Genomic DNA, 20,483 nt, shown 5'->3' with positions numbered 1-20,483 from the left:
ATATTACCGGCTTATCTGGCAGGCGTATTTGGGTTCTGCCGCGAGCATCTCTTCTCCCCAACCCCTAACCCCCTCACTCCCTTTGCAAAAAGAACTGCTTGATGGTCTGCCGCAGCCAGCGGTGCGCCGGGTCGCGATCCAGGCGCGGGTGCCAGGCCTGCACGATAAACACCGATTCCAGCTCGAGCGGCAGCTCGATCTCCGCCAACGGCAGATGAATGTTGCTCACCCCCTGCAGCACGTGGCGCGGCAGCGGCAGGATAAAGTCCGATTTCATGGTCAACATCATCGCCGAATGAAAGCCCGGCAGGGTCAGGGCGACGTTGCGCTGCAGGCCGAGATCGCGCAGCGCGTCGTCGATCGGCCCCTGCGTGCGCCCGCGGCGCGAGACGCTGATATGCGGGTAATGGGTCAGGGTTTCGGGCGTTACCCGGCCGATGATCGGGTGCCCAGGGCGCACCAGCGCCTGAAAGGTGCTGGTGAACAGGCTCTGCGTCTTAATTTCCGGGTGCCAGTCGCGCGAGGAACCGATCACCAGATCCACCTTGCCGCTGCGCAGCGCATCATCCTCGCCGTCGCTTTCGGCGATAAACTTCAGGCCGCTTAGCGGCGCCATGTCCCGCAGCGTTTCCAGCAAGCCGCCCGCTAGCGCGCCGATAAAAATGTCGTTGGCACGAATGGTGAAGGTTCGGGTCAGCTTGCCGGGCTCGAAGGACTCATTCGGCGCGATCAGCGCGGCGGCCTGCTCGATGATGTCGCCGAGCTGGCGTTTCAACTCCAGCGCGCGCGGCGTCGGCACCAGATGCTTGCCGGCTCTGACCATGATCGGGTCGTCGAACTGCCGGCGGATGCGTCCCAGAATGCGGCTCATTGCCGGCGCGCTCAGGTTCATTTTTTCGGCGGCGCCGCTCACGCTCCCTTCTTCCAGCAGCAGATTCAGCGCATAGATCAGATTGAAATCAATTTTTTGCGGCATGGCCTCTCCGGTGGTGGTGCGCTCAATGGATTGCGTTTTGTGCAACTAGTTAATTACATCATTTCATTTTAAACAATCGAAATAAGCCCGGATACTGCCCACGACAACAAAGATTGAGGCTGAAACAGCAGGAGTGGGGAATGGTTGAGGTGTCTGTTACGCCGCACCACAAAAATCGATGGCTCGCCAGCGCCGGCGAAATCAACGGCCGCACCTGGCTGGGGTTGTTCGGCGTGTTTTTGGCGGTGATGGCCAGCGGCGTGGGGGAAAACGCCAGCAAGTTCGCGCTGGCGGATATACAGGGCGGCATGCTGCTGAGCTTCGATGCCGGCAGTTGGCTGACCACCTGTTACGTCACCGGCTTTGTGATCGGTTCCGGGTTCACGCCCTGTTTTTGGCCGACCTTTTCGCTGCGCCGGGTGGCGTTGACGATGTGCGGCATTTACCTGGCCGGTGGACTGCTGACGCCCTGGTTGGGAGAACAGTATGGCGTGCTGCTGGCGGTGCGCAGCCTGCAGGGCTTCGCCGGCGGCGCGTTGCCGCCGATGCTGATGACGGTGGTGCTGCGTTTTATGCCGCCGCTGATCAAGGTGCTGGGGCTTGGCGCCTACGGCTGGGTCTCCGCCTGGAGCGCCACGCTGGGCGCCAGCGCCGCCGCCTTTGCCTTTCACTGGGGCTGGAGCGGATATTTCTACTGGAACCTGCCGCTGATGGCGATCGCCGCCGTGTGCATCGGCTACGGTCTGCCGCAGGATCCGCTGCGGCTGGAGCGCCTGCGGCAGTTCAACTGGCGCGGCCTGCTGCTTGGCGGCGTGGCGCTCGGCATGCTGACAGTGGGCATTTCTCAGGGGGAGCGCCTCGACTGGCTGAACTCGCCGCTGATCTACGTTTTATTATTGGGCGGCGGCGGATTATTGGCGTTATTTCTGATTAATGAATGGTATCACCCGCTGCCTTTTTTCAATTTGCAGCTATTAAGCAAAAGGAATTTGTCCTTCTCCTTAATTACGCTGGGTGGCGTACTGTTAATTATGGTGTCACTGGTTAATATCACGTCGGGATATTTATCCGCGATTCAGGGTTACCGTCAGGAACAAACCTCCGACTTAATGCTGTGGGTGGCGTTGCCGCAATTAATTACGCTGCCGATTGTCGCCATGATATGCAATACGCCGCGGGTGGATTGCCGCTGGGTACTGGCGATCAGCCTGCTGTTGATGGCCACCGCCTGCGTGCTGGCCGCCCAGCTGACGCCGGAATGGAACGGCGACACGTTTCGCGTCATCGCGCTGTTGCAGGCGATCGCTCAACCGATGGCGATCATCCCCCTGCTGATGCAGGCGACCGGTGGGCTGTTGCCGACCGACGGGCCGTTTGCGGCGGCCTGGTTCAACGCGGTGAAGGGTTTCGCCGCCACCGCGGCCGGCGGCGCCATCGCGCTGCTCAGCCGGCAGCGCGGGGACTATCACGCCGGCACGATCGCCGACGGTTTTGGCTCGGCCTACAGCCGCGCATCGGGGTCGGCGGAGCAGTTGGCGCAGCTTGCCGCTCGGCAGGGCCACGTGCTGGCCAGCGCCGATCTTTATCTGTTGGTTGCCGGCCTGGCGTTATTACTGACCGCGCTGATTTTAGTTATGCCGACCCGTATTTATCCGCCGCGTTCGGTCGCTGCCTGACATTTTATCATCAGAAATAAATATTAAGTGGAGTCACTTTTATGGCTAACAAGAAAGTCGCCGTCGCCGTATTGGCGGTTACCGTCATTACGCTGGGGTTATTAATGAATAAATTCCTTATTAAAGAGACACAGCAGAATACCAACGACGCCTATATTCGTGCCGATATCTCGCGTATTTCTCCGCAGATTGCCGGTGAAATTGCGCAGGTGTTGGTCAGGGACAACCAGTGGGTCAAACAGGGGGAGTTGCTGGCGGTGATCGACCCGCGTGAATTCAACGTCGCGCTGGCGCAGGCAACGGCGCAGGAGCAATCCGCCCGCGCCCGGCAGGACGACGCCAGGGCCAACCTCACCCGGCAGAACGCGCTGATCGCTGCCGCGCTGGCGGAGCGGCAGGCGGCGCAGGCGGAGCTGGCGTTTGCGCGCCAGGAGCAGAACCGCTATCAGAGAATGGCCAGCAGCGGCGCGGGTTCACAGCAGGCGGCGCAGCAGGCGACAACGCGGGTGCACACGCTTTCCGCCAATGTAGCGCAGGCGGAGGCGACGCTCAAAGCGGCGCGAAACATGGAGCAGGTGCTGCAAGCCAAGCTGGCGGACAGCGATGCCGAGCTGATGCTGGCGCAGGCGAAGAAAGCGATGGCTGAACTGAACCTGTCTTATACCCGCATCATCGCGCCGATCGGCGGCGTGGTCGGCAAGAAAAGCCTGCGGGTCGGGGAGTTCGTCAAACCGGGCGATGCGCTGCTGGCCATCGTGCCGCAGGACAAGCTGTACATCATCGCCAACTACCAGGAAACCCAGTTGGAAAACATTGCGCACGGGCAGTCGGTGGACATCCATATCGATACCTTTCCCGGACAAACGCTGAAAGGGCAGGTGGACAGCATTGCGCCTGCTTCCGGCGTCAGCTTCGCGGCCGTGGCGCCGGAGAACGCCACCGGCAACTTCACCAAGATCGTTCAACGCATCCCGGTGAAGATTGTGTTTGATATCAACAAAGAGCACGCCGCCTTGTTGAGCGCCCTGCGCGTCGGCATGTCCGCGGACGTCAGCATCAATACGCTGGACGGAGGCGTGCAATGAACAGGGCCGTGATCCCGCTGCTGTTGATGGCGCTGAGCGGCTGCCGGGCGGTAGGGCCGGACTACGCTCGGCCGCAGAACGCGTTGCCCGAGAGCTGGGGTGAGCAGGCCGGCGGCGGGGTGCTGCCGGTGGCTTGGTGGTCGATATTCAACGATGCGTCGCTGTCGCAACTGGTGCAGCGCGCGGCGGCCGGCAACCTGGATCTGCAGCTCGCCACGGCGCGCATGCAGCAAAGCCGCGCACTGCTGGGCGCGACAGAGGCGGCGCTGATGCCGGATCTGAGCCTGGACGGTGCCTATCAGCGCCAGCGTGCCACCTCGGTGGGCAGCATGGATCCGTCCGGCAACGGCGGAGAGGCGGATTATCATCTCTGGCGCGGCGGATTCAGCGCCACCTGGGAGCTGGACATGTGGGGCAAGCTGCGCCGCGCATCGGAAAGCGCGCGCGCCGGCTTCGCCGCTTCGCAGGAGAATCGGCGCGCGCTGCTGACGTCGGTGACGGCGGAGGTGGCGAGCGACTATCTGCGCCTGCGCGCCACGCAGCAGCAGCTGGCGGTAGCGCAGGAAAACCGCGCCACCGCGCTGCGTACGCTGCAACTGACGCAAAGCCGTTATCAAAGCGGTGCGGGCAACGAACTGGATATCGATCAGGCGCAGGTGCAATTGGCGCAGGTGGATGCCCTGCTGCCGGCGCTGTTCGGTAGGCAGGAACGCTTGATCAACGCCATCGGCCTGCTGCTGGGCGAGCGGCCGGGCGCGCTGAAAGCGATGTTGTCGCCAACGGGGCCGCTGCCGACGCTGGCGCACGCCGTGCCGATGGGCGTGCCGTCGGATCTGGCGCTGCGCAGGCCGGATATTCGCGAAGCGGCGGAGCGTTTGCATCAGGCGACCGCCGAGATTGGCGTCGCCACCGCCGACTACTATCCGCGCATCACGCTGACCGGCAACGCGGGCTATCAGGCGCTGGCGCTGGCGGATATGGGCAGTTGGTCCACGCATACCTTCGCCATCGGCCCCGCCCTGTATCTGCCGCTGTTCGACGGGGGGAAAATCACCCAGCGGGTGCGCCTGAGCGAATACCGGCAGCAGGAAATGGCCATCGCCTACCAGCAAACGGTGCTGCGCGCCTGGCATGAGATCGACGACGCGCTTTCCGGTTACCGCGCCCAGCAGCGCCGCCAGACGCACCTGGCCGAGGCGCTGGCCGCCAACCGACACGCGTTTGCGCTGGCGCGCGACAGCTATCTGAACGGCGCCAGCGATTTTATCCACGTTCTGAGCACGCAGCGCGCGCTGCTGGATCTGCAGTCCGCGCAAATTGTTGCTCAGGAGGAGACGGCGATCGCCGTGGTGAATATCTATCGAGCGCTGGGCGGCGGCTGGGAACACACCTACCCGTCTGCGGCGCCACAGGAGAAGGCTGATGCACAACACGCTGAATAAGATGGTCGACGAGATGCTGGAAAGGGATACCCGCCGCAAACGCGAGGCCAGGGTGAGCGCCGTGCGGCAAGTCACCGCCCGGATCCGCCGCATCACGTTGAGCGGCGACGATGTGGATAAGTTTATCGCCGATCCGCGCACGCAGGAGCCGGCCTGCTGGGTCAAGGTGTTCTTCCCGTGGCGCGACACGCTGGCCGGGCGGGCTTATACCCTGAGCGGCATCGACAAACTCGCCCGCACCTTCGATATCGATATGGTGCTGCACGGTGAAGGCCCGGCGTCGAACTGGGCGCGCGACGCGATGCCGGGCGACAAGCTGGGGTTCGCCGGCCCTTGCTCCGGCGGCTTCCGGTTGTTGCCGCAAACTCGCTGGCTGCTGTTGCTGGGCGATGAGACCGCGCTGCCCGCTATGCGCACCATTCTCGCCTCGCTGTCTGCCCCGCTGCCGGTGCTGTGGTTCGCCGAAGTGGGCGATGCGCAGGAGATTCAGGATGTCGATTGCTCCTTTTTGCAGATGAACAGCTGGCAAATACGCACCCGGCATTTCGACAGCGTGATGAACAGCCCGCTGGTGCAGGCCGTCAGCCACTGCGAGCTGCCGGCCGGCGAAGGGCAGGTGTGGCTGGCCTGCGAACACCAGGTCGCCGCCTATCTGAAGGCGCGTTTTATCAACGAAATGGGCATCTCCCGCGCCGCCTTGTTTGCCAAAGGTTATTGGAAAAAGGGCGAAGCCAATTTCAAGGGCGCGATTTAACTCGGGCGAATGAGGATGGTTATGATTGAGAGAGTGTTATTGGCGGTGGACTGCTTTGAACACAGCGGCAACGCGCTGGATTTTATGGCGCGCCTGCAAGGCAGCATCGGCGGCGTGATCGTACTGACGGTGGTAGACAATGCCTTCACGCTTAGCCGCAGCGGCCTGCGTTTCGACAGCGACGAGCGTGAAGAATATCCCGCCGCCCAGCGCGAAGAGGCGCTGGCGGAAAAGCAGGTCGGGCAGGTGACGCGGGCGTTGAAACAGATGGGCTTCAACGCCCAGGGCCTGCTGGCTGCGGGGGCGCCCATCGAGGTGATCCCGGAACAGATGGCGTTGTTCAACTGCGATTTGCTGATCATCTCGCACCGCCACCTGTCTTCGTTGGGGCGCTGGCTGAACGCCTCCGTCACGCGCGGCCTGCTGGATGAGATTGGCCAACCGGTCTTGGTGATCCCGCGCTAAGCTATGGGTAAGGGCAGCCGCATGCGGCGGCGCGCGTTCGGCGACGAAGGCCGTACATACCGGAGGTCAACATGCGAAATCTGGAAGATCAACTTGCCGCTTATGCCGCCTATCACCGCGATGCGCGCAATATCGCCACGCATTTTATCGGCATCCCGTTGATCGTCATCAGCCTGCTGGCGCTACTCTCCCGGCCGGCGTGGGGCGCGGGAGGGCTGCCGTTTTCGCCGGCCTGCGCGGTGGTTATTGTCGCGGCCCTCTATATACCTGCGGCTGAACCTGCGCCTTGGCATCATGATGCTGGCGTTGCTGCTGCTGTGCCTCGTGTTCGGCGCCTGGGTGGCGTCGCTGTCGACGGTGGCGTGGCTGAGCGTCGGTATCGGCGGCTTTGTCATCGGCTGGCTGTTTCAGTTTGTCGGGCATTTCTGGGAGGGGCGAAAACCGGCGTTTATGGACGACGTGACGGGCCTCATCATCGGCCCGCTGTTCGTGCTGGCGGAAGCGTGCTTCCTGGCCGGCGGGCTGCGCGAACTGCAGCGGAACATCGAAATGCGATCGGGCAAAGTGCGTAATGAAAAGCGCTAAGCGATGCGGTGCCGATAGTCAGATAAAGAGCCTCTTTCATAGAAAGAGGCTGGATGGGCTCAGATTAGGCGTGTTGGATCAATTTCCAGGTGACGCCTTTGCCGCCATAGGGAGGCATGATATTGCCTTTAGCGATTGGCGCTGTGGTTGAGGGTTTGCCAACCACTTCCCACACACCGCTTTCCGGGCATTTCTGCCCTGTCGTGGCTGTAGTGCCAATAGGTGATTTAGACATACGATCTTTCCTTAATCAAAGCGGCGCCACCATAGCGCCGCACATAAAGATATTTACATGTTCGCTTATATATTCAACCCATTGGCGTGAATATAGAGGATAGGTGTTTTTACCATTCTCTATTTGGATGTTTTGACTTTTTTATTTGTATTTTTGACTTTTAAATGTCAACTTATTTATAAACTTAATTCATTCTTGATAATTATTTTTAAATCTAATTGCTTTGATAATTTTCGATTAAATATCTTTTTATTTCATTATGTTGGTTTTATTTTCTGAGCTCTGGCATTAATGGTGTCTATTTTTTCTTTATAATTCATATCCGAAATATATAAAAATTAATTTGGTTGACTAATTTCATTACGCACTTCTTAGTCATGTAGTGAGAGCTGACGTTTTCCACGCTATCGCCGATAGCGCATAGTCAGTAAGTAATATCATAGGTTTTTCATTGGATTTACCCGAATATGGGATGCGGGGGATAAATAACCCAAGTGCGGAGTGACTTCCCTGGCGCTTACCATTTAGACATACGATCACCATCCTCCGCACGCATCGCCGCGATCGCGGTAAAGCAAGCCTGGTACCCTACGCCGATCTTGCCACGTACTTTTAACAAATTTGCAAAAGTCTTTTAGCCTCCCGCCTGCTTATCTTTGGTGTGATCAATGTCATACTTTCGGCATCTTAACTGTTCCCGCGCTTCGGCAGCGGTAAACCGGAGTTGTTGCATGAAAGTGAATTATCCCTTGTTAGCGCTGGCGGTAGGGGCGTTCGGCATCGGCACTACCGAATTCTCACCCATGGGCTTGCTGCCGACTATCGCCAAAGGGGTGGACGTCTCCATTCCGATGGCCGGCATGTTGATCAGCGCCTACGCCGTCGGCGTGATGGTCGGCGCGCCGCTGATGACGCTGCTGTTGTCGCACCGGGCGCGCAGAAGCGCGCTGATTTTCCTGATGGCGATCTTTACCCTGGGCAACGTGCTGTCGGCCATCGCGCCGGATTACACCACCCTGATGCTGTCGCGCATCATCACCAGCCTGAATCACGGCGCCTTCTTTGGCCTCGGATCGGTGGTGGCCGCCAGCGTGGTGCCGAAAGAGAAACAGGCCAGCGCCGTGGCGACCATGTTTATGGGGCTGACCATCGCCAATATCGGCGGGGTGCCCGCCGCGACCTGGCTGGGTGAAACCATCGGCTGGCGCATGTCGTTCCTGGCGACGGCCGGGCTGGGCGTGATCGCCATGCTGGGGCTGTGGTTCTCGTTGCCGAAAGGCAGCGCCGGCGCGCGCCCTGACGTGAAACGCGAGCTGTCGGTGCTGGTGCGGCCGCAGGTGCTGACCGCGCTGCTGACCACCGTGCTGGGGGCGGGCGCGATGTTCACGCTCTATACCTACATTTCGCCGGTATTGCAGCACATCACCGAGGCCACGCCGCTGTTCGTGACGACCATGCTGGTGCTGATCGGCGTCGGTTTCTCGATCGGCAACTACCTGGGCGGCAAGTTCGCCGACCGTTCCGAGAGCGCGACGCTGAAGGGCTTCCTGCTGTTGTTGGTGGCCATCATGCTGGTGATCCCGCTGCTGGCGCGCAGTGACATCGGCGCCGCGGTGAGCATGGTGATTTGGGGCGCGGCGACCTTTGCCGTGGTGCCGCCGCTGCAGATGCGCGTGATGCGCGTGGCCAGCGAAGCGCCGGGCCTGTCGTCTTCGGTCAACATCGGCGCTTTCAACCTGGGCAATGCGCTGGGCGCCGCCGCCGGTGGCGCGGTGGTCTCCGCCGGTTTGGGCTACAGCTTCGTGCCGGTGATGGGGGCGATTATCGCCGGGTTGGCGCTGCTGTTGGTGTTGTTCACCAGCCGCACCGCCGCAAAAGTCGCTTACGCCAACGGCTAAATACGCAGGTGCGGCGGGCCTGCTCGCCGCACCTACGCAAAGCCGAGCAGGCTGAACGCATCGTCCTGCGGGGCGTAACCCAGCAGGCGGCGGGTTTCTTCCAGCGATAAACGCGTGTAGCGGTTGTTGGAAACCCCGTGCACCACCGCATATTGCACCCCTTCGACGCGAATGCAGCGCTCCAGCAGATCGGCGGCGTCGCGATGGCTGAGAAACGCGCTCATGTCGCGGGCACTGAGCCGATCGTCCGGGCTGAGGGTGGTGAAGTTGGCGATACGCACCGACAGGGCGGAAAGCCCTTCCTGATGGGCGAAGTAGGCGGCAATGCCTTCGCCGAAGGCTTTGCTGGCGCCGTACAGATTCTTCGGCTTCGGCGCGTCGTCCGGGCGGATTTGATAATCGAGCGGATAGCCTTCCACCGCCTGTGCGCTGCTGGCGAACACCACCCGGCGGCAACCGGCGTCTTTCGCCGCGCGGAAGATATTGAAGGTGCCGAGAATGTTGTTGTCCATCAACGAGCCGCAGAAGTCGGCGTCGGGGGAGGGATCGGCCGCCAGGTGCAACACGGTGTCGATATTGGCGCAGGCCGCGCGGCAGGCGTCGAGATCGGCGATGTTGAAGCTGATGACTTCGTCGCCGGGCTGCAGATCGCGCAGCAGGCTGATATCCCGTTCCGCCAATCGTAGCGGGTAGCGATCGCCCATTGCCTGACGAAACGCCGTGGCTACCCGGCCGCCAGCGCCAGTGATCAGAATCCGTCCTACATCAGTACGCAACACCATGGTGACTGCCATCCCTACTTTCGATTAAGCGTTGACCAGTAATAATCCCCCGCGTGACTTTTGTCCAGTATTTATATTAGTCATGCTGATGCTTTATGCCGGCAATGGGCACGTTTTGCCGAGCGTTTCGACCAGGAAATTCATCACCGCGCGCACGGCGGCGGTGCGCGCCAAATCGGGATACGTCACCAGCCAAAGCTCGCGCGTTGGCGCGGCGCTCGCCGTGGGCAACGGGACCAGATCCGGATCGCCATCGGCGACAAACGTCGGTAAAACGGCGGCGCCTAACCCCGATCGTGCCGCTTGCTGCAGCGAAAACAGATCGCTGGCCTGAAAGACCACGGGCCGCCCCTGTAACAGCTGTTGCAGCCATTGCTGATGCGGCTGCTGTTGGTAGTGATGGTCATAGGCGAGAAAGCGGCGCGCCGCATCGGGCAGTGCGGCGTGCTCTGGCGCGGCGTACAGCGCGTAGCGCATCATGCCGATGCGTTGCGTCAGCAGCTCCGGTTGCTGCGGGCGCACCATGCGCACGGCGATGTCCGCTTCGCCGCGATCCAGCTCGGCGAGCGCGGACTCACCCGCCAGCGTCACGACGATTTGTGGGAAAGCCTGATTAAATTCGGTGATGCGCGGCGCGAGAATATGCGCGGCGATCGACGGCGGCGCACTGATGCGCACGCCGGCCTGGGGCATTGTGCCGGCGCTGCGCGCATGGCGGGCGATAGCCTGACTTTGCGCCTCGATCTCCGCCGCCAGCCCGGCAATCGCCTGCCCGTCCTGGGTCAACGGTGTGCTGCGCGGCAGCCGTACGATCAAACGCAGGCCGAGCGCCTGTTCCAGCGCCGCTACGCGTCGCCCGACGGTGGCGTGATCGCAACCCAACTCCCGCGATGCCGCCGACAACGAACCGGTGCGCGCCAGCGCCACGAAGTATTTTAAATCCTGCCAGTCAAACATCGGTGAATTCCTGCACATTGATGATGCGATTTTCGGGAATATTCACACGAATAACGGCGTGATTCAATGTGTGAACGTTTCCTTTTAAATTGAATTATTCAATTAGGGTTTCTTATGAATTTGCAATTGCAGCAACGCACGGCATTGGTCACGGGCGCCAGCGAAGGGATCGGTGCCGGCATGGTCAGGGTATTGGCCGCTCAAGGGGTCAAGGTAGTGGCCACCGCACGACGCGGTGACCGGCTGCAGGTCTTGGCGGATGAGGTGGAACGGCAAGGGGCGGCGCGTCCGCTGGTGATCGTTGCCGATGTGACCGAGCCTGAGGCTCTCGCCCGTTTGGCGGCGCAGGCGCTGCGCCAGGTGGGGACCGTCGATATTCTGATCAACGCGGTCGGCGCGTTTCACCCCACGACGCTGAACGACAGCGATCGCAGCTGGGATGACGCCTTTGCTTTGAACTTCACGCCGGCTCGGCGGTTAACTCAGGCGCTGTTGCCGGCCATGCAGGCGCAAGGCTGGGGCCGGATTATCAACATCAGCGGCTCGATGGAGCCGCGCAACCTGAGCGCCGCCAGCGCCGCCAAGGGCGCATTGCATCTGTGGGCCAAAGGATTGGCCGGTGATGTGGCTGCGCAGGGGATTACCGTCAATACGTTACAGCCGGGGCGCATCAACAGTGAACAGATCCGCGAGCGCTTATACGCTTGTGATGAAGCGCGCCAGGCGTTCATTGCGCAACATATCCCGATTGGCTACTTCGGCGAACCGGAAGACATGGCCTATCTGGCGGCGTTTCTTTGTTCCCCGCTCGCGCGATATATCACCGGTGCGGTGATCCCGGTAGATGGTGGCATGCATTATTTCGCGCATTGAGGCCATTTTGTATAAGCGATCACAGTTCGGCAATTTGCCGGCGCAAAGCCTTGCCCCGGCAAAATCCGCGGTGTTAACGTCATAACTCAACCGATTTAGGGTTGTTACTGCTACGGCAGGCAAAACCTAAACCTCGCGTTTCTGTTCCCCGATGGGGCAGAGGCCGCGAGGTTTAGGTTTTTTTTTGCGCCGAATTCCGCCTCAGCGCCAGGCCAGCGCGGGGAGGGGAGCGGCAGAACGCGAAGTCTAAGGATAACCGTATGAAATATGACACATTAGCCAGTGAGATTTTGGCCGGCGTCGGTGGCCGCGACAATGTGAAAAGCCTGGTGCACTGCGCCACCCGCCTGCGTTTCAAGCTGCGTGACGACAGCCGCGCCAACGCGGCAGCGCTGAAGAAAAACCCCGGTGTCATCATGGTGGTGGAGAGCGGCGGCCAGTTCCAGGTGGTGGTGGGCAACCACGTGGCGGAGGTGTTCGACGCGGTCAATCGGGTCGGCGGGTTGGCCGAAGGTGCGTCGAACGGCAGCGATGCGGACGGTAAAAAAGACAACCTGCTCAGCCGCTTTATCGATCTGGTGTCCGGCATTTTTACTCCGCTGCTCGGAGTGATGGCCGCTTCGGGGATCCTGAAAGGTTTCCTGGCGCTGAGCCTGGCCTGCGGCTGGCTGCTGGAGAGCGGCGGCACCTTCAAAATGCTGTTCGCCGCCAGCGACTCGCTGTTCTACTTCTTCCCGATCATGCTCGGCTACACCGCCGGGAAAAAATTCGGCGGCAACCCCTTCGTCACCATGGCGATCGGCGGCGCGTTGACGCACCCGCTGATGATGGCGGCGTTCGAAGCGGCGCAGCAGCCGGGGGCGGTGCGCGAATACTTCTTCGGCATTCCGCTGACCTTCATCAACTACAGCTCGTCGGTGATCCCGATCATTTTCGCGGCCTGGGTATCCTGCCGCCTGGAGCCGCTGTTTAACCGGGTGATCCACAGCGCGCTGCGCAATTTCATCACGCCGCTGCTGTGCCTGGCGATCACCGTGCCGTTGACCTTCCTGCTGATCGGCCCGGCGGCGACCTGGCTCAGCCACCTGCTGGCCAACGGCTATCAGAGCATTTACGCCTTCAACCCGATCATCGCCGGCGCCTTTATGGGGGCGATGTGGCAGGTGTGCGTGATCTTCGGCCTGCATTGGGGGTTGGTGCCGTTGATGATCAATAACCTGAGCGTGCTGGGGCGCGACACCATGGTGCCGCTGCTGTTGCCGGCGGTGATGGGGCAGGTCGGCGCCACGCTGGGCGTGATGCTGCGCACCCGCGACGCCAAGCTGCGGGCGCTGTCCGCTTCGGCCATCGGCGCCGGGATCTTCGGCATCACCGAACCGGCGGTGTACGGCGTCACGCTGCCGAACAAACGCCCGTTCATCTTCGGCTGCATCGGCGGCGCGCTGGGCGGTGCGGTGATCGGCTACTTCCATACCTCGGTCTACTCGTTCGGCCTGGTGAGCGTATTCACCTTCGCGCAGATTATCCCCGGCGGCGGCATCGACGCCACGGTATGGGGCGCGATCGGCGGCACCCTACTGTCGTTCGTGTTTGCCGCGCTGGCCAGCTACCTGTTCGGCGTTGCGCCGGCGGAAGACGCGGCGCAGCCTGAAGCCGCCGCGCCGCTTAACCGCAAACAGGCCATTCTCAGCCCGATCGCCGGCGACATTGTGCCGCTGGATCAGGTGAACGACGCGACCTTCGCCAGCGGCCTGCTGGGGAAAGGGGTGGCGATCGCGCCGCAGCAGGGGCGCGTGGTGGCGCCGGTCAGCGGCAGCGTGGCGTCGCTGTTCAAAACCAAACACGCCATCGGCATCGAATCAGACGACGGCGCGGAGATTCTTATCCACGTCGGCATCGATACCGTGAAGCTGGACGGGGCGCATTTCACCGCCCACGTGCGGGAAGGTGAGCGGATCGCTCCAGGAGATCTGCTGATTGAGTTCGACCAGGCGGCGATCCATGCCGCCGGCTATGACACCACCACGCCGATCATCATCAGCAACAGCGATGACTACGTGGACGTGTTGACCAGCGGCCTGTCTCCGGTGCAGGAACAGGCGCCGCTGCTGACTTTATTACGCTAATTGAGGAGCAAGCGATGAACGGCAAGTTTCCGCAACATTTTCTGTGGGGCGGCGCGGTAGCGGCGAACCAGGTAGAAGGCGCGTATCAGGCCGACGGCAAGGGGCTGTCGACCTCCGATCTGCAGCCGCAGGGCATCTTCGGCGCCATTACGCCGCGCACGGCGGGCGACAGCGGCATCAAGGACGTGGCGATCGATTTCTATCACCGCTATCCGGAGGACATCGCGCTGTTCGCCGAAATGGGCTTCAAGTGCCTGCGCACCTCGATCGCCTGGACGCGCATTTTCCCGCAGGGCGACGAAGAGACGCCGAACGAAGCCGGGCTGGCGTTTTACGATCGGCTGTTCGACGAGATGGCGAAGTACGGCATTCAGCCGCTGATCACGCTGTCGCACTATGAAATGCCTTACGGCCTGGTGAAGCACTACGGCGGCTGGGGCGATCGCCGCACCATCGATTTCTTCGAGCGCTATGCGCGCACCGTGTTCGAACGCTACAAGCACAAGGTCAAACACTGGCTGACCTTCAACGAGATCAACATGTCGCTGCACGCGCCCTTCACCGGCGTCGGCCTGCCGCAGGAGAGCGACAAGAGCGCCATCTACCAGGCGATCCACCATCAGCTGGTGGCCAGCGCCAGAGCGGTGAAGGCCTGCCACGAGATCGTGCCGGAGGGCAAAATCGGCAACATGCTGCTGGGCGGCATTCTGTATCCGCTGAGCTGCAAGCCGGAAGATCTGCTGGAAACCCAGCGGCAAAACCGCGACTGGCTGTTCTTCGGCGACGTGCAGGCGCGCGGCTATTACCCGGCCTATATGCAGCGCTTCTTCCGTGAAAACGGCATTCAGGTGGCGATCACCGAGGAAGATCGGCAAACGCTGCGCGAAACCATCGATTTCATCTCGTTCAGCTATTACATGAGCGGCTGCGTCACCGCCGATCCGGCGCAGTACGAGACGGCGCGCGGCAACATTCTCGATATGGTGCCGAACCCGCATCTGGCCAGCTCGGAGTGGGGGTGGCAAATCGACCCGATCGGGCTGCGCTACCTGCTCAACGTGCTGTACGACCGCTATCAGAAACCGCTGTTCATCGTCGAGAACGGGCTGGGCGCCAAAGACCGCGTCGAAGCCGACGGCAGCATCCACGACGACTACCGCATCAACTACCTCAATGACCATCTGGTGCAGGTGGCGGAAGCGATCGACGACGGCGTCGAGGTGATGGGCTACACCAGCTGGGGGCCGATCGATCTGGTCAGCGCCTCGAAGGCGGAAATGTCGAAGCGCTACGGCTTCATTCACGTCGACAGGGACGATGCCGGCAACGGCAGCCTCGAGCGCCGCCGCAAGAAGAGTTTCTATTGGTATCGCGATGTGATCCACAGCAACGGCGCCAGCCTGAAAGACCGGCGCTAGCCTCTAAGCCCGGCGGCAAGCGCCGGGCGTTAACCTAACGTTATTCGCTGCTGTTCATGATGGGAAATTCTCTCCCAGGGAATGCTGTTGCCCGCAGTCAGCCGTTATGCGGAGAAATATAATAATGATGAAAAGCTTATTACCTCGTTCCATGACCCTGGCGGCGCTGGCGCTGCTCTGTAGCCAGGCGCAGGCGGAAACGCTGCAAACCGGCAAGGACGTCGAAGCCCCCACCGCCAAATGGGAAGGGGTGGCGCTCGGCTTTGAGCCGCCACAGCCCGGGCTGTTGGGGGATATGCTGGGGATCAGGCCGATCCTGGAGGATCACGGCTTCCACTATAACCTCGGCTACCTCAGCCAGCTGTCGTATAACGCCGGCGGCGGTTACAACCACGACAAACAGGCGTCGTACATCGACCAGTTCTCGCTGACCTTCAGCCAGGATTTGCAGGCGCTGACCGGCATTCCGGACGCGGCGATCGAAGGCAATATCGTCAACCGCAACCATGATAACAACCTGACCCGCGATCGCTTGCAGGATCCGCGCGTCGGCCTGACCGATCTGTCGCAGGAGAGCTTTGGCGGGCAGTCGATTACCCGACTGGGCTGGTTGACCTTCAGCCGTTCCTTCCTCGATCGCCGGCTGCAGTGGCGCATCGGCATGATGAACAAGGTGCAGGATTTCGATCAGATCATTCCCTGCGATTTTCAGACGCTGACGCTGTGCGGCGGCAAGTCCGCCAACTCGTTGACCTGGTACAACTGGAACGTGCATTACTGGGGCACCACGCTGCAATACAAGCTGACCGACGGCCTGACCCTCAAGGGCGGCGTGATGGAGCAGAACCCGAGCGCCCCCAGCCGCAGCCACGCCTGGAGCTGGTCCACCAAGGGCAGCAAAGGCTTCCTGTTGCCGATGGAGCTGGAGCTGAAAACCCACGCCGTCAACCAGCTGCCGGGGGTGTATAACCTGGGCGTGCTGTTCACCAACGCGCGCCAGAGCGATCTCTATGAAGGGGTGTCCGGCGGGCCGGGCGCCAGCGATCCGCAGGGCTATCGCAGCCACGATCGCACCTGGTTCCTGTATACCGGTTTCAACCAGCAGGTGACGCGCCATGCGGATGACGTCAACCGCGGTCTGAGCGTGTTTTACAGCCTGGGGCTGGGAGATCAGCGCAGCAACTACCTGCACTGGTCTACCTCGACCGGCATTCGCTATCGCGGGCTGTTCGATGCGCGGCCGGACGACTGGTTGGGGCTCGGCGTGTCGGTGGTGAAACTGAGCGACCGCTATAAAGACAATCAGCGTTATCTCAACCAGATGAGCGGCATCAGCGATTATCACGATCCGAACTACCGGCCGGTACCGGGCCACTCGGTGACGGCGGAGCTGTATTACCGGGTTAACGTCACGCCGTGGCTGCAGCTGCAGCCGGGCCTGCAGTACTGGCATCACCCGGCGGGCGTCAGCGAGACGCAGGACGCTTGGGTGACGGCGTTGAAAACGGTGGTGACCTTCTGATCAGGCCGCGTCGCTCTCGCGGTAGCGCCGGCGTGCGTGCTCGAACCAGCTGGCGGGCACGTTGTGCGGCGGCTGCTGCAACCTGAGCAGCCCCTGTTCAACGATATGGCTGGCCTGGCGCCACAGCGTCGGGTCACCTTCGGTCAGCACCTCCAGCAGGCGCTGTTTCTCGATCAGGTAGGTCTGGGCGAAGTGGCTGTCGTAGTCCAGCAGCGAGCGGGTGTTGTCGATAAGATCCGCCAGCTTGATGGTTTTGGCCTGCGGCGATGCGCCGGCGCTGTGGCGCCGATCGCGGTTTTTGCGCTCGAAGCGGTTGCCGTCCTCGGCGTGGCTGACGTTGGTTAGCATCCGCACCAGCTCTGCCACCTTCGGCCCGAAATGGCTGTCGATATCGCCGAGGGTGGTGGGCGTGTCTTCTACCGTATCATGCAGCCAGGCGGCGGCCAGCATCTCTTCGGTGTGCGGTACGCTGCGCACCAGCTCCATCACCGCCTGCGGGTGGACGATGTACGGATCGTCGGTGTATTTGCGGCGCTGATCGATGGCCGCATGCGCCTTGGTGGCGTAGCGGCGCGCGCGTTCTGCAAGCGTGTTCGTCATTTCCTTTCCCTCCGAGCATCCTCTGCATGAAAAAAATGTAGCATACCTCACAAGAGATAGCTTGCGATTACATCGTGCGCTATCTATATTCACACACATGAAAAGCACCGAGACCGAACAACCCAAGGCGAAGAACCTGCTGCAGCTCGATCAGCAGCTCTGTTTCGCGCTGTACTCCGCCAATCTGGCGCTGCACAAAGTTTATCGCAAGCTGTTGAGTCAGCTTGAACTCACCTACCCGCAATACCTGGTGATGATGGTGCTATGGGAGCGCGATCGGGTGACGGTATCCGATATCGGCGAGCGGCTGTTCCTCGATTCCGCCACGCTGACGCCGCTGCTGAAGCGGCTGGAAACCGCCGGTTTGCTGGTGCGTTATCGCGCCACCACCGACGAGCGGCAGGTGATCATCGCCCTGACCGAAGCCGGCCGCGCGCTGCGCGAGCGGGCGCAATCGGTGCCCGAGGCGGTGATGTGCGCCACCGACTGCAGCCTGGACGAGATCGTCTCGCTCAAACAGCAACTGGAAAAGCTGCGCGGCAGCCTGATCGATCAGATTTGACCCGCCGCCGCCGGACGCAAGAACGGCGAGGGTGGTCTACACTGGTTAATAAGTGCCTAAAATAAGTAGTGCGCGATTTAATCGCAAAAGATAAATATGTGACCGGCTTTACCTCGTGGAAGCCGTAGTCATCTCGCCAACCAGCAAGAAGGAATGAACGATGTCTATTGAGAAAGTGGTTTACCGCGCTCACGCCACCGCAACCGGCGGCCGCGACGGCCGTGCGACCTCCTCCGACGGCGTGTTGGACGTGAAACTGGGCGTGCCGAAAGAGATGGGCGGCGCCGGCGGCGAAGTCACCAACCCCGAGCAGCTGTTCGCCGCCGGTTACTCGGCCTGTTTCCTCGGCGCGCTGAAGTTTGTCGCGGCGAAAGAAAAGGTCAAAATCCCGGCCGAAGCCAAGATCGACGGCACCGTCGGCATCGGTGAAATCCCGAACGGTTTCGGCATCGAAGTGCAGCTGGATATCTCGCTGCCGGGCATCGAGCGCAGCGTGGCGGAAGATTTAGTGAAAAAGGCGCACGTGGTGTGCCCATACTCCAACGCCACCCGTGGAAATATCGATGTGACTCTGAACGTTAAGTAAGATTTTTGCCGAAATCTGGAAAAAATGGAGGGTTTATCCCTCCATTTTCTTGCGTGCCCTGCCTGAAAATCGCTCAAAAAAACGGTAAATTTTGTCCGTTTTGTGAGAATTCTCTTGATTATTACCCGCAAAATAACGCTTATTGCCGGTTGGCTGAACCAGAAGCCGCAATCAGTGTCTGACTGAGTCAGAACCGCTACACCGTCCCCGGAGCCACCGCGTTACATGAACAAAGTTAAATCGCTATCACAGCAGAATTTATCGTTATTGTTAGCGATCTATATCGGCATATTTCTAAACCTGTCCGTTTTCTATCGCCGTTTTGATTCGCTGGCGCACGGCATTCAGGGCATTAAGCTTATTTCGGCGGTGACGGAAGTCATCGCTATCGTCCTGTTTACGTTCTTCATCATGCGGCTGGTATCGCTCGGCGGCCGGCTGTTTTATCGCATCGTCGCCTCGCTGCTGGTGTTGATTTCTGTTGCCGCCAGCTACTACATGACGTTTTTCAACGTGGTGATCGGTTACGGCATCGTGGTGTCGGTGATGACCACCGACATCGATCTGTCGAAAGAGGTGGTTGGTCTGCATTTCGTGCTGTGGATGGTGGCGCTCAGCGCCTTGCCGCTGCTGCTGATCTGGAAAAACGGCCTGCGTTACACCCTGATCGAACAGCTGAAAACCCCTGGTCATCGCATCAAGCCGCTGCTGGTCTTGCTGGCGGTGGTGGCACTGGTCTGGCTGCCGCTGCGCATGCTGGACGACGAGCAAAGCGTGCAAGAGAAGCTCTCCAACGTCGATCTGCCGAGCTACGGCGGCGTGGTGGCGCACTCGTATCTGCCGTCCAACTGGCTGTCGGCGCTGGGGCTGTTTGCCTACACCCGTTATGACGAAAGTCAGGACCAGAGCACGATGTTCGATCCGGGCAAACACTTCACTTACGTACCGCCGGCGGATATCGACGATACCTACGTGGTGTTCATCATCGGCGAGACCACGCGCTGGGATCATATGGGCATGCTGGGCTATGAGCGCGATACTACGCCGCGGCTGTCTAAAGAGAAGAATCTGGTGGCGTTTCGCGGCGAGTCGTGCGACACCGCCACCAAGCTGTCGCTGCGCTGTATGTTCGTGCGCGAAGGCGGCACCGAAGATAATCCGCAGCGCACGTTGAAAGAGCAGAACGTGTTCGCGGTGCTGAAGGATCTGGGCTTCTCTTCCGAGCTGTTCGCCATGCAGAGCGAGGTGTGGTTCTACAACAACACCGAGGTGAACAACTATTCGTTCCGCGAGATGATCGCGTCCGAGAAGCGCAACGACGGCAAGGCGGTCGACGATATGCTGTTGGTGGATGAAATGAAGGAGTCGCTGGCGCGCTATCCGAAGGGCAAGCACCTGGTGATCCTGCATACCAAAGGCTCGCACTACCTGTACTCGCAGCGTTATCCGCGCAGCTATGCGCGCTATCAGCCGGAGTGTATGGGGGTGGATGATTCCTGCACCAAGGCGCAGCTGATCAATGCGTTCGACAATACGGTGCTGTATACCGACAGCTTTATCAGTAATGTGATCGACCAGGTGCGCGACAAGAAGGCGATCGTGTTCTATGCCGCCGATCACGGCGAATCGATCGGCGAGAACACGCACCTGCATGGTACGCCGCGCGAAATGGCGCCGCCGGAGCAGTTCCGCGTGCCGATGATCGTATGGGCGTCGGACAAGTTCCTCGAGAACCCGCAGCACCTCAGCGCCTTTGAGCAACTGCAGGCGCAGCAACGCATCGGCAAAACGCATCGCCACGTCGAGCTGTTTGACACTATCCTCGGCTGTCTCGGCTACACGTCTCCCGATGGCGGCATCGTGGATAAAAACAACTGGTGCCATCTGCCGCAGGATAAAACGGCGCCTGCCCGCCTGTAACCTCTCCCGCCGGGTGCCTGC

19 protein-coding genes and 1 pseudogene are annotated in these 20,483 nt (G+C 60.8%); 15 read left to right on the top strand and 5 right to left on the bottom strand.

Going from position 1 to position 20,483, the window contains the following annotated elements; all coding sequences use genetic code 11:
* Positions 1 to 73: 73 nt before the first annotated feature.
* Entirely contained in the window at positions 74 to 976 is a 903-nt protein-coding gene (locus C9411_RS16690) for a LysR family transcriptional regulator (RefSeq protein WP_033649994.1), read from the bottom strand.
* Between the two features lie 140 nt (positions 977 to 1,116).
* Between C9411_RS16690 and C9411_RS16685 the strand changes: the two genes are divergently transcribed.
* The 7 genes and pseudogenes from C9411_RS16685 (at position 1,117) to C9411_RS16660 (ending at position 6,983) form a co-directional block, all read left to right on the top strand.
* Complete coding sequence (locus C9411_RS16685) at positions 1,117 to 2,652, top strand: MFS transporter (RefSeq protein ID WP_063989121.1); 1,536 nt, start codon at positions 1,117 to 1,119, stop codon at positions 2,650 to 2,652.
* A gap of 41 nt (positions 2,653 to 2,693) precedes the next feature.
* The gene (locus tag C9411_RS16680; protein ID WP_107227507.1) at positions 2,694 to 3,737 is read left to right on the top strand and encodes an HlyD family secretion protein; all 1,044 of its coding nucleotides are present in this window, start codon (positions 2,694 to 2,696) and stop codon (positions 3,735 to 3,737) included.
* Positions 3,734 to 5,179, top strand: a complete 1,446-nt coding sequence (locus C9411_RS16675) for an efflux transporter outer membrane subunit (RefSeq protein WP_063989119.1) — start codon at positions 3,734 to 3,736, stop codon at positions 5,177 to 5,179. The genes C9411_RS16680 and C9411_RS16675 overlap by 4 nt, the downstream gene beginning before the upstream one ends.
* Positions 5,160 to 5,933 (top strand): siderophore-interacting protein, encoded by a 774-nt coding sequence (locus tag C9411_RS16670; RefSeq protein ID WP_080473371.1) that lies wholly within the window; start codon positions 5,160 to 5,162, stop codon positions 5,931 to 5,933. The genes C9411_RS16675 and C9411_RS16670 overlap by 20 nt, the downstream gene beginning before the upstream one ends.
* Positions 5,934 to 5,954: 21 nt before the next feature.
* The gene (locus tag C9411_RS16665; RefSeq protein ID WP_033636596.1) at positions 5,955 to 6,398 is read left to right on the top strand and encodes a universal stress protein; all 444 of its coding nucleotides are present in this window, start codon (positions 5,955 to 5,957) and stop codon (positions 6,396 to 6,398) included.
* Between the two features lie 71 nt (positions 6,399 to 6,469).
* Positions 6,470 to 6,547: pseudogene (locus C9411_RS26060) on the top strand (hypothetical protein); the annotation flags it as partial.
* Between the two features lie 97 nt (positions 6,548 to 6,644).
* Positions 6,645 to 6,983 carry a DUF962 domain-containing protein gene (locus C9411_RS16660; RefSeq protein WP_233221920.1) on the top strand — a complete coding sequence of 113 codons (339 nt, stop codon included), beginning with the start codon at positions 6,645 to 6,647 and terminating at the stop codon, positions 6,981 to 6,983.
* A gap of 64 nt (positions 6,984 to 7,047) precedes the next feature.
* Here the strand turns inward: C9411_RS16660 and C9411_RS25845 are convergent, their stop codons facing one another.
* Complete coding sequence (locus C9411_RS25845; protein ID WP_165384400.1) at positions 7,048 to 7,218, bottom strand: hypothetical protein; 171 nt, start codon at positions 7,216 to 7,218, stop codon at positions 7,048 to 7,050.
* A 731-nt stretch (positions 7,219 to 7,949) separates the two neighbouring features.
* On the opposite strand from C9411_RS25845, the gene C9411_RS16655 reads away from it, so the two are divergent.
* Positions 7,950 to 9,116, top strand: a complete 1,167-nt coding sequence (locus tag C9411_RS16655) for an MFS transporter (RefSeq protein ID WP_063989117.1) — start codon at positions 7,950 to 7,952, stop codon at positions 9,114 to 9,116.
* Between the two features lie 32 nt (positions 9,117 to 9,148).
* On the opposite strand, the gene C9411_RS16650 is transcribed toward C9411_RS16655, so the two are convergent.
* Entirely contained in the window at positions 9,149 to 9,898 is a 750-nt protein-coding gene (locus C9411_RS16650) for an NAD(P)-dependent oxidoreductase (protein WP_063989116.1), read from the bottom strand.
* Between the two features lie 93 nt (positions 9,899 to 9,991).
* Positions 9,992 to 10,855: a LysR family transcriptional regulator gene (locus tag C9411_RS16645; RefSeq protein ID WP_063989115.1), complete on the bottom strand. Its 864-nt coding sequence runs from the start codon at positions 10,853 to 10,855 to the stop codon at positions 9,992 to 9,994.
* A gap of 114 nt (positions 10,856 to 10,969) precedes the next feature.
* Here C9411_RS16645 and C9411_RS16640 point away from each other — a divergent pair, with 114 nt between their 5' ends.
* From C9411_RS16640 to C9411_RS16625, 4 genes are all read left to right on the top strand, one after another.
* Positions 10,970 to 11,728: an SDR family NAD(P)-dependent oxidoreductase gene (locus C9411_RS16640; RefSeq protein WP_063989114.1), complete on the top strand. Its 759-nt coding sequence runs from the start codon at positions 10,970 to 10,972 to the stop codon at positions 11,726 to 11,728.
* A 260-nt stretch (positions 11,729 to 11,988) separates the two neighbouring features.
* Positions 11,989 to 13,854: a PTS beta-glucoside transporter subunit IIABC gene (bglF, locus tag C9411_RS16635; RefSeq protein ID WP_107227506.1), complete on the top strand. Its 1,866-nt coding sequence runs from the start codon at positions 11,989 to 11,991 to the stop codon at positions 13,852 to 13,854.
* A gap of 14 nt (positions 13,855 to 13,868) precedes the next feature.
* Positions 13,869 to 15,272, top strand: coding sequence for a glycoside hydrolase family 1 protein (locus tag C9411_RS16630; RefSeq protein ID WP_038875902.1), 1,404 nt, complete (start codon positions 13,869 to 13,871; stop codon positions 15,270 to 15,272).
* A 151-nt stretch (positions 15,273 to 15,423) separates the two neighbouring features.
* Positions 15,424 to 16,794 (top strand): carbohydrate porin, encoded by a 1,371-nt coding sequence (locus C9411_RS16625; protein WP_369803993.1) that lies wholly within the window; start codon positions 15,424 to 15,426, stop codon positions 16,792 to 16,794.
* Here the strand turns inward: C9411_RS16625 and C9411_RS16620 are convergent, their stop codons facing one another.
* Complete coding sequence (locus tag C9411_RS16620; RefSeq protein WP_049274352.1) at positions 16,795 to 17,394, bottom strand: HD domain-containing protein; 600 nt, start codon at positions 17,392 to 17,394, stop codon at positions 16,795 to 16,797.
* Between the two features lie 97 nt (positions 17,395 to 17,491).
* On the opposite strand from C9411_RS16620, the gene C9411_RS16615 reads away from it, so the two are divergent.
* From C9411_RS16615 to eptB, 3 genes are all read left to right on the top strand, one after another.
* Complete coding sequence (locus tag C9411_RS16615; RefSeq protein ID WP_049202597.1) at positions 17,492 to 17,956, top strand: MarR family winged helix-turn-helix transcriptional regulator; 465 nt, start codon at positions 17,492 to 17,494, stop codon at positions 17,954 to 17,956.
* Between the two features lie 160 nt (positions 17,957 to 18,116).
* A complete protein-coding gene (locus C9411_RS16610; RefSeq protein WP_004934114.1) occupies positions 18,117 to 18,542 on the top strand; it encodes an organic hydroperoxide resistance protein in 426 nt (141 codons plus the stop codon).
* A 225-nt stretch (positions 18,543 to 18,767) separates the two neighbouring features.
* Complete coding sequence (eptB, locus tag C9411_RS16605) at positions 18,768 to 20,462, top strand: kdo(2)-lipid A phosphoethanolamine 7''-transferase (protein ID WP_063989111.1); 1,695 nt, start codon at positions 18,768 to 18,770, stop codon at positions 20,460 to 20,462.
* The last annotated feature ends 21 nt before the right edge of the window (positions 20,463 to 20,483 follow it).

It is taken from the genome of Serratia sp. Nf2 (genome assembly GCF_003028435.1).
GTDB classification, from domain to species: domain Bacteria; phylum Pseudomonadota; class Gammaproteobacteria; order Enterobacterales; family Enterobacteriaceae; genus Serratia; species Serratia marcescens_L.
This window is presented reverse-complemented; position numbering and strand designations above follow the sequence as displayed.

Bases quoted from the DNA above. Each gene is read 5' to 3' on its own strand.
- C9411_RS16690 (WP_033649994.1), bottom strand. From the start codon at position 976: ATGCCGCAAAAAATTGATTTCAATCTGATCTATGCGCTGAATCTGCTG.
- C9411_RS16685 (WP_063989121.1), top strand. From the start codon at position 1,117: ATGGTTGAGGTGTCTGTTACGCCGCACCACAAAAATCGATGGCTCGCC.
- C9411_RS16680 (WP_107227507.1), top strand. From the start codon at position 2,694: ATGGCTAACAAGAAAGTCGCCGTCGCCGTATTGGCGGTTACCGTCATT.
- C9411_RS16675 (WP_063989119.1), top strand. From the start codon at position 3,734: ATGAACAGGGCCGTGATCCCGCTGCTGTTGATGGCGCTGAGCGGCTGC.
- C9411_RS16670 (WP_080473371.1), top strand. From the start codon at position 5,160: ATGCACAACACGCTGAATAAGATGGTCGACGAGATGCTGGAAAGGGAT.
- C9411_RS16665 (WP_033636596.1), top strand. From the start codon at position 5,955: ATGATTGAGAGAGTGTTATTGGCGGTGGACTGCTTTGAACACAGCGGC.
- C9411_RS25845 (WP_165384400.1), bottom strand. From the start codon at position 7,218: ATGTCTAAATCACCTATTGGCACTACAGCCACGACAGGGCAGAAATGC.
- C9411_RS16655 (WP_063989117.1), top strand. From the start codon at position 7,950: ATGAAAGTGAATTATCCCTTGTTAGCGCTGGCGGTAGGGGCGTTCGGC.
- C9411_RS16650 (WP_063989116.1), bottom strand. From the start codon at position 9,898: ATGGTGTTGCGTACTGATGTAGGACGGATTCTGATCACTGGCGCTGGC.
- C9411_RS16645 (WP_063989115.1), bottom strand. From the start codon at position 10,855: ATGTTTGACTGGCAGGATTTAAAATACTTCGTGGCGCTGGCGCGCACC.
- C9411_RS16640 (WP_063989114.1), top strand. From the start codon at position 10,970: ATGAATTTGCAATTGCAGCAACGCACGGCATTGGTCACGGGCGCCAGC.
- bglF (WP_107227506.1), top strand. From the start codon at position 11,989: ATGAAATATGACACATTAGCCAGTGAGATTTTGGCCGGCGTCGGTGGC.
- C9411_RS16630 (WP_038875902.1), top strand. From the start codon at position 13,869: ATGAACGGCAAGTTTCCGCAACATTTTCTGTGGGGCGGCGCGGTAGCG.
- C9411_RS16625 (WP_369803993.1), top strand. From the start codon at position 15,424: ATGACCCTGGCGGCGCTGGCGCTGCTCTGTAGCCAGGCGCAGGCGGAA.
- C9411_RS16620 (WP_049274352.1), bottom strand. From the start codon at position 17,394: ATGACGAACACGCTTGCAGAACGCGCGCGCCGCTACGCCACCAAGGCG.
- C9411_RS16615 (WP_049202597.1), top strand. From the start codon at position 17,492: ATGAAAAGCACCGAGACCGAACAACCCAAGGCGAAGAACCTGCTGCAG.
- C9411_RS16610 (WP_004934114.1), top strand. From the start codon at position 18,117: ATGTCTATTGAGAAAGTGGTTTACCGCGCTCACGCCACCGCAACCGGC.
- eptB (WP_063989111.1), top strand. From the start codon at position 18,768: ATGAACAAAGTTAAATCGCTATCACAGCAGAATTTATCGTTATTGTTA.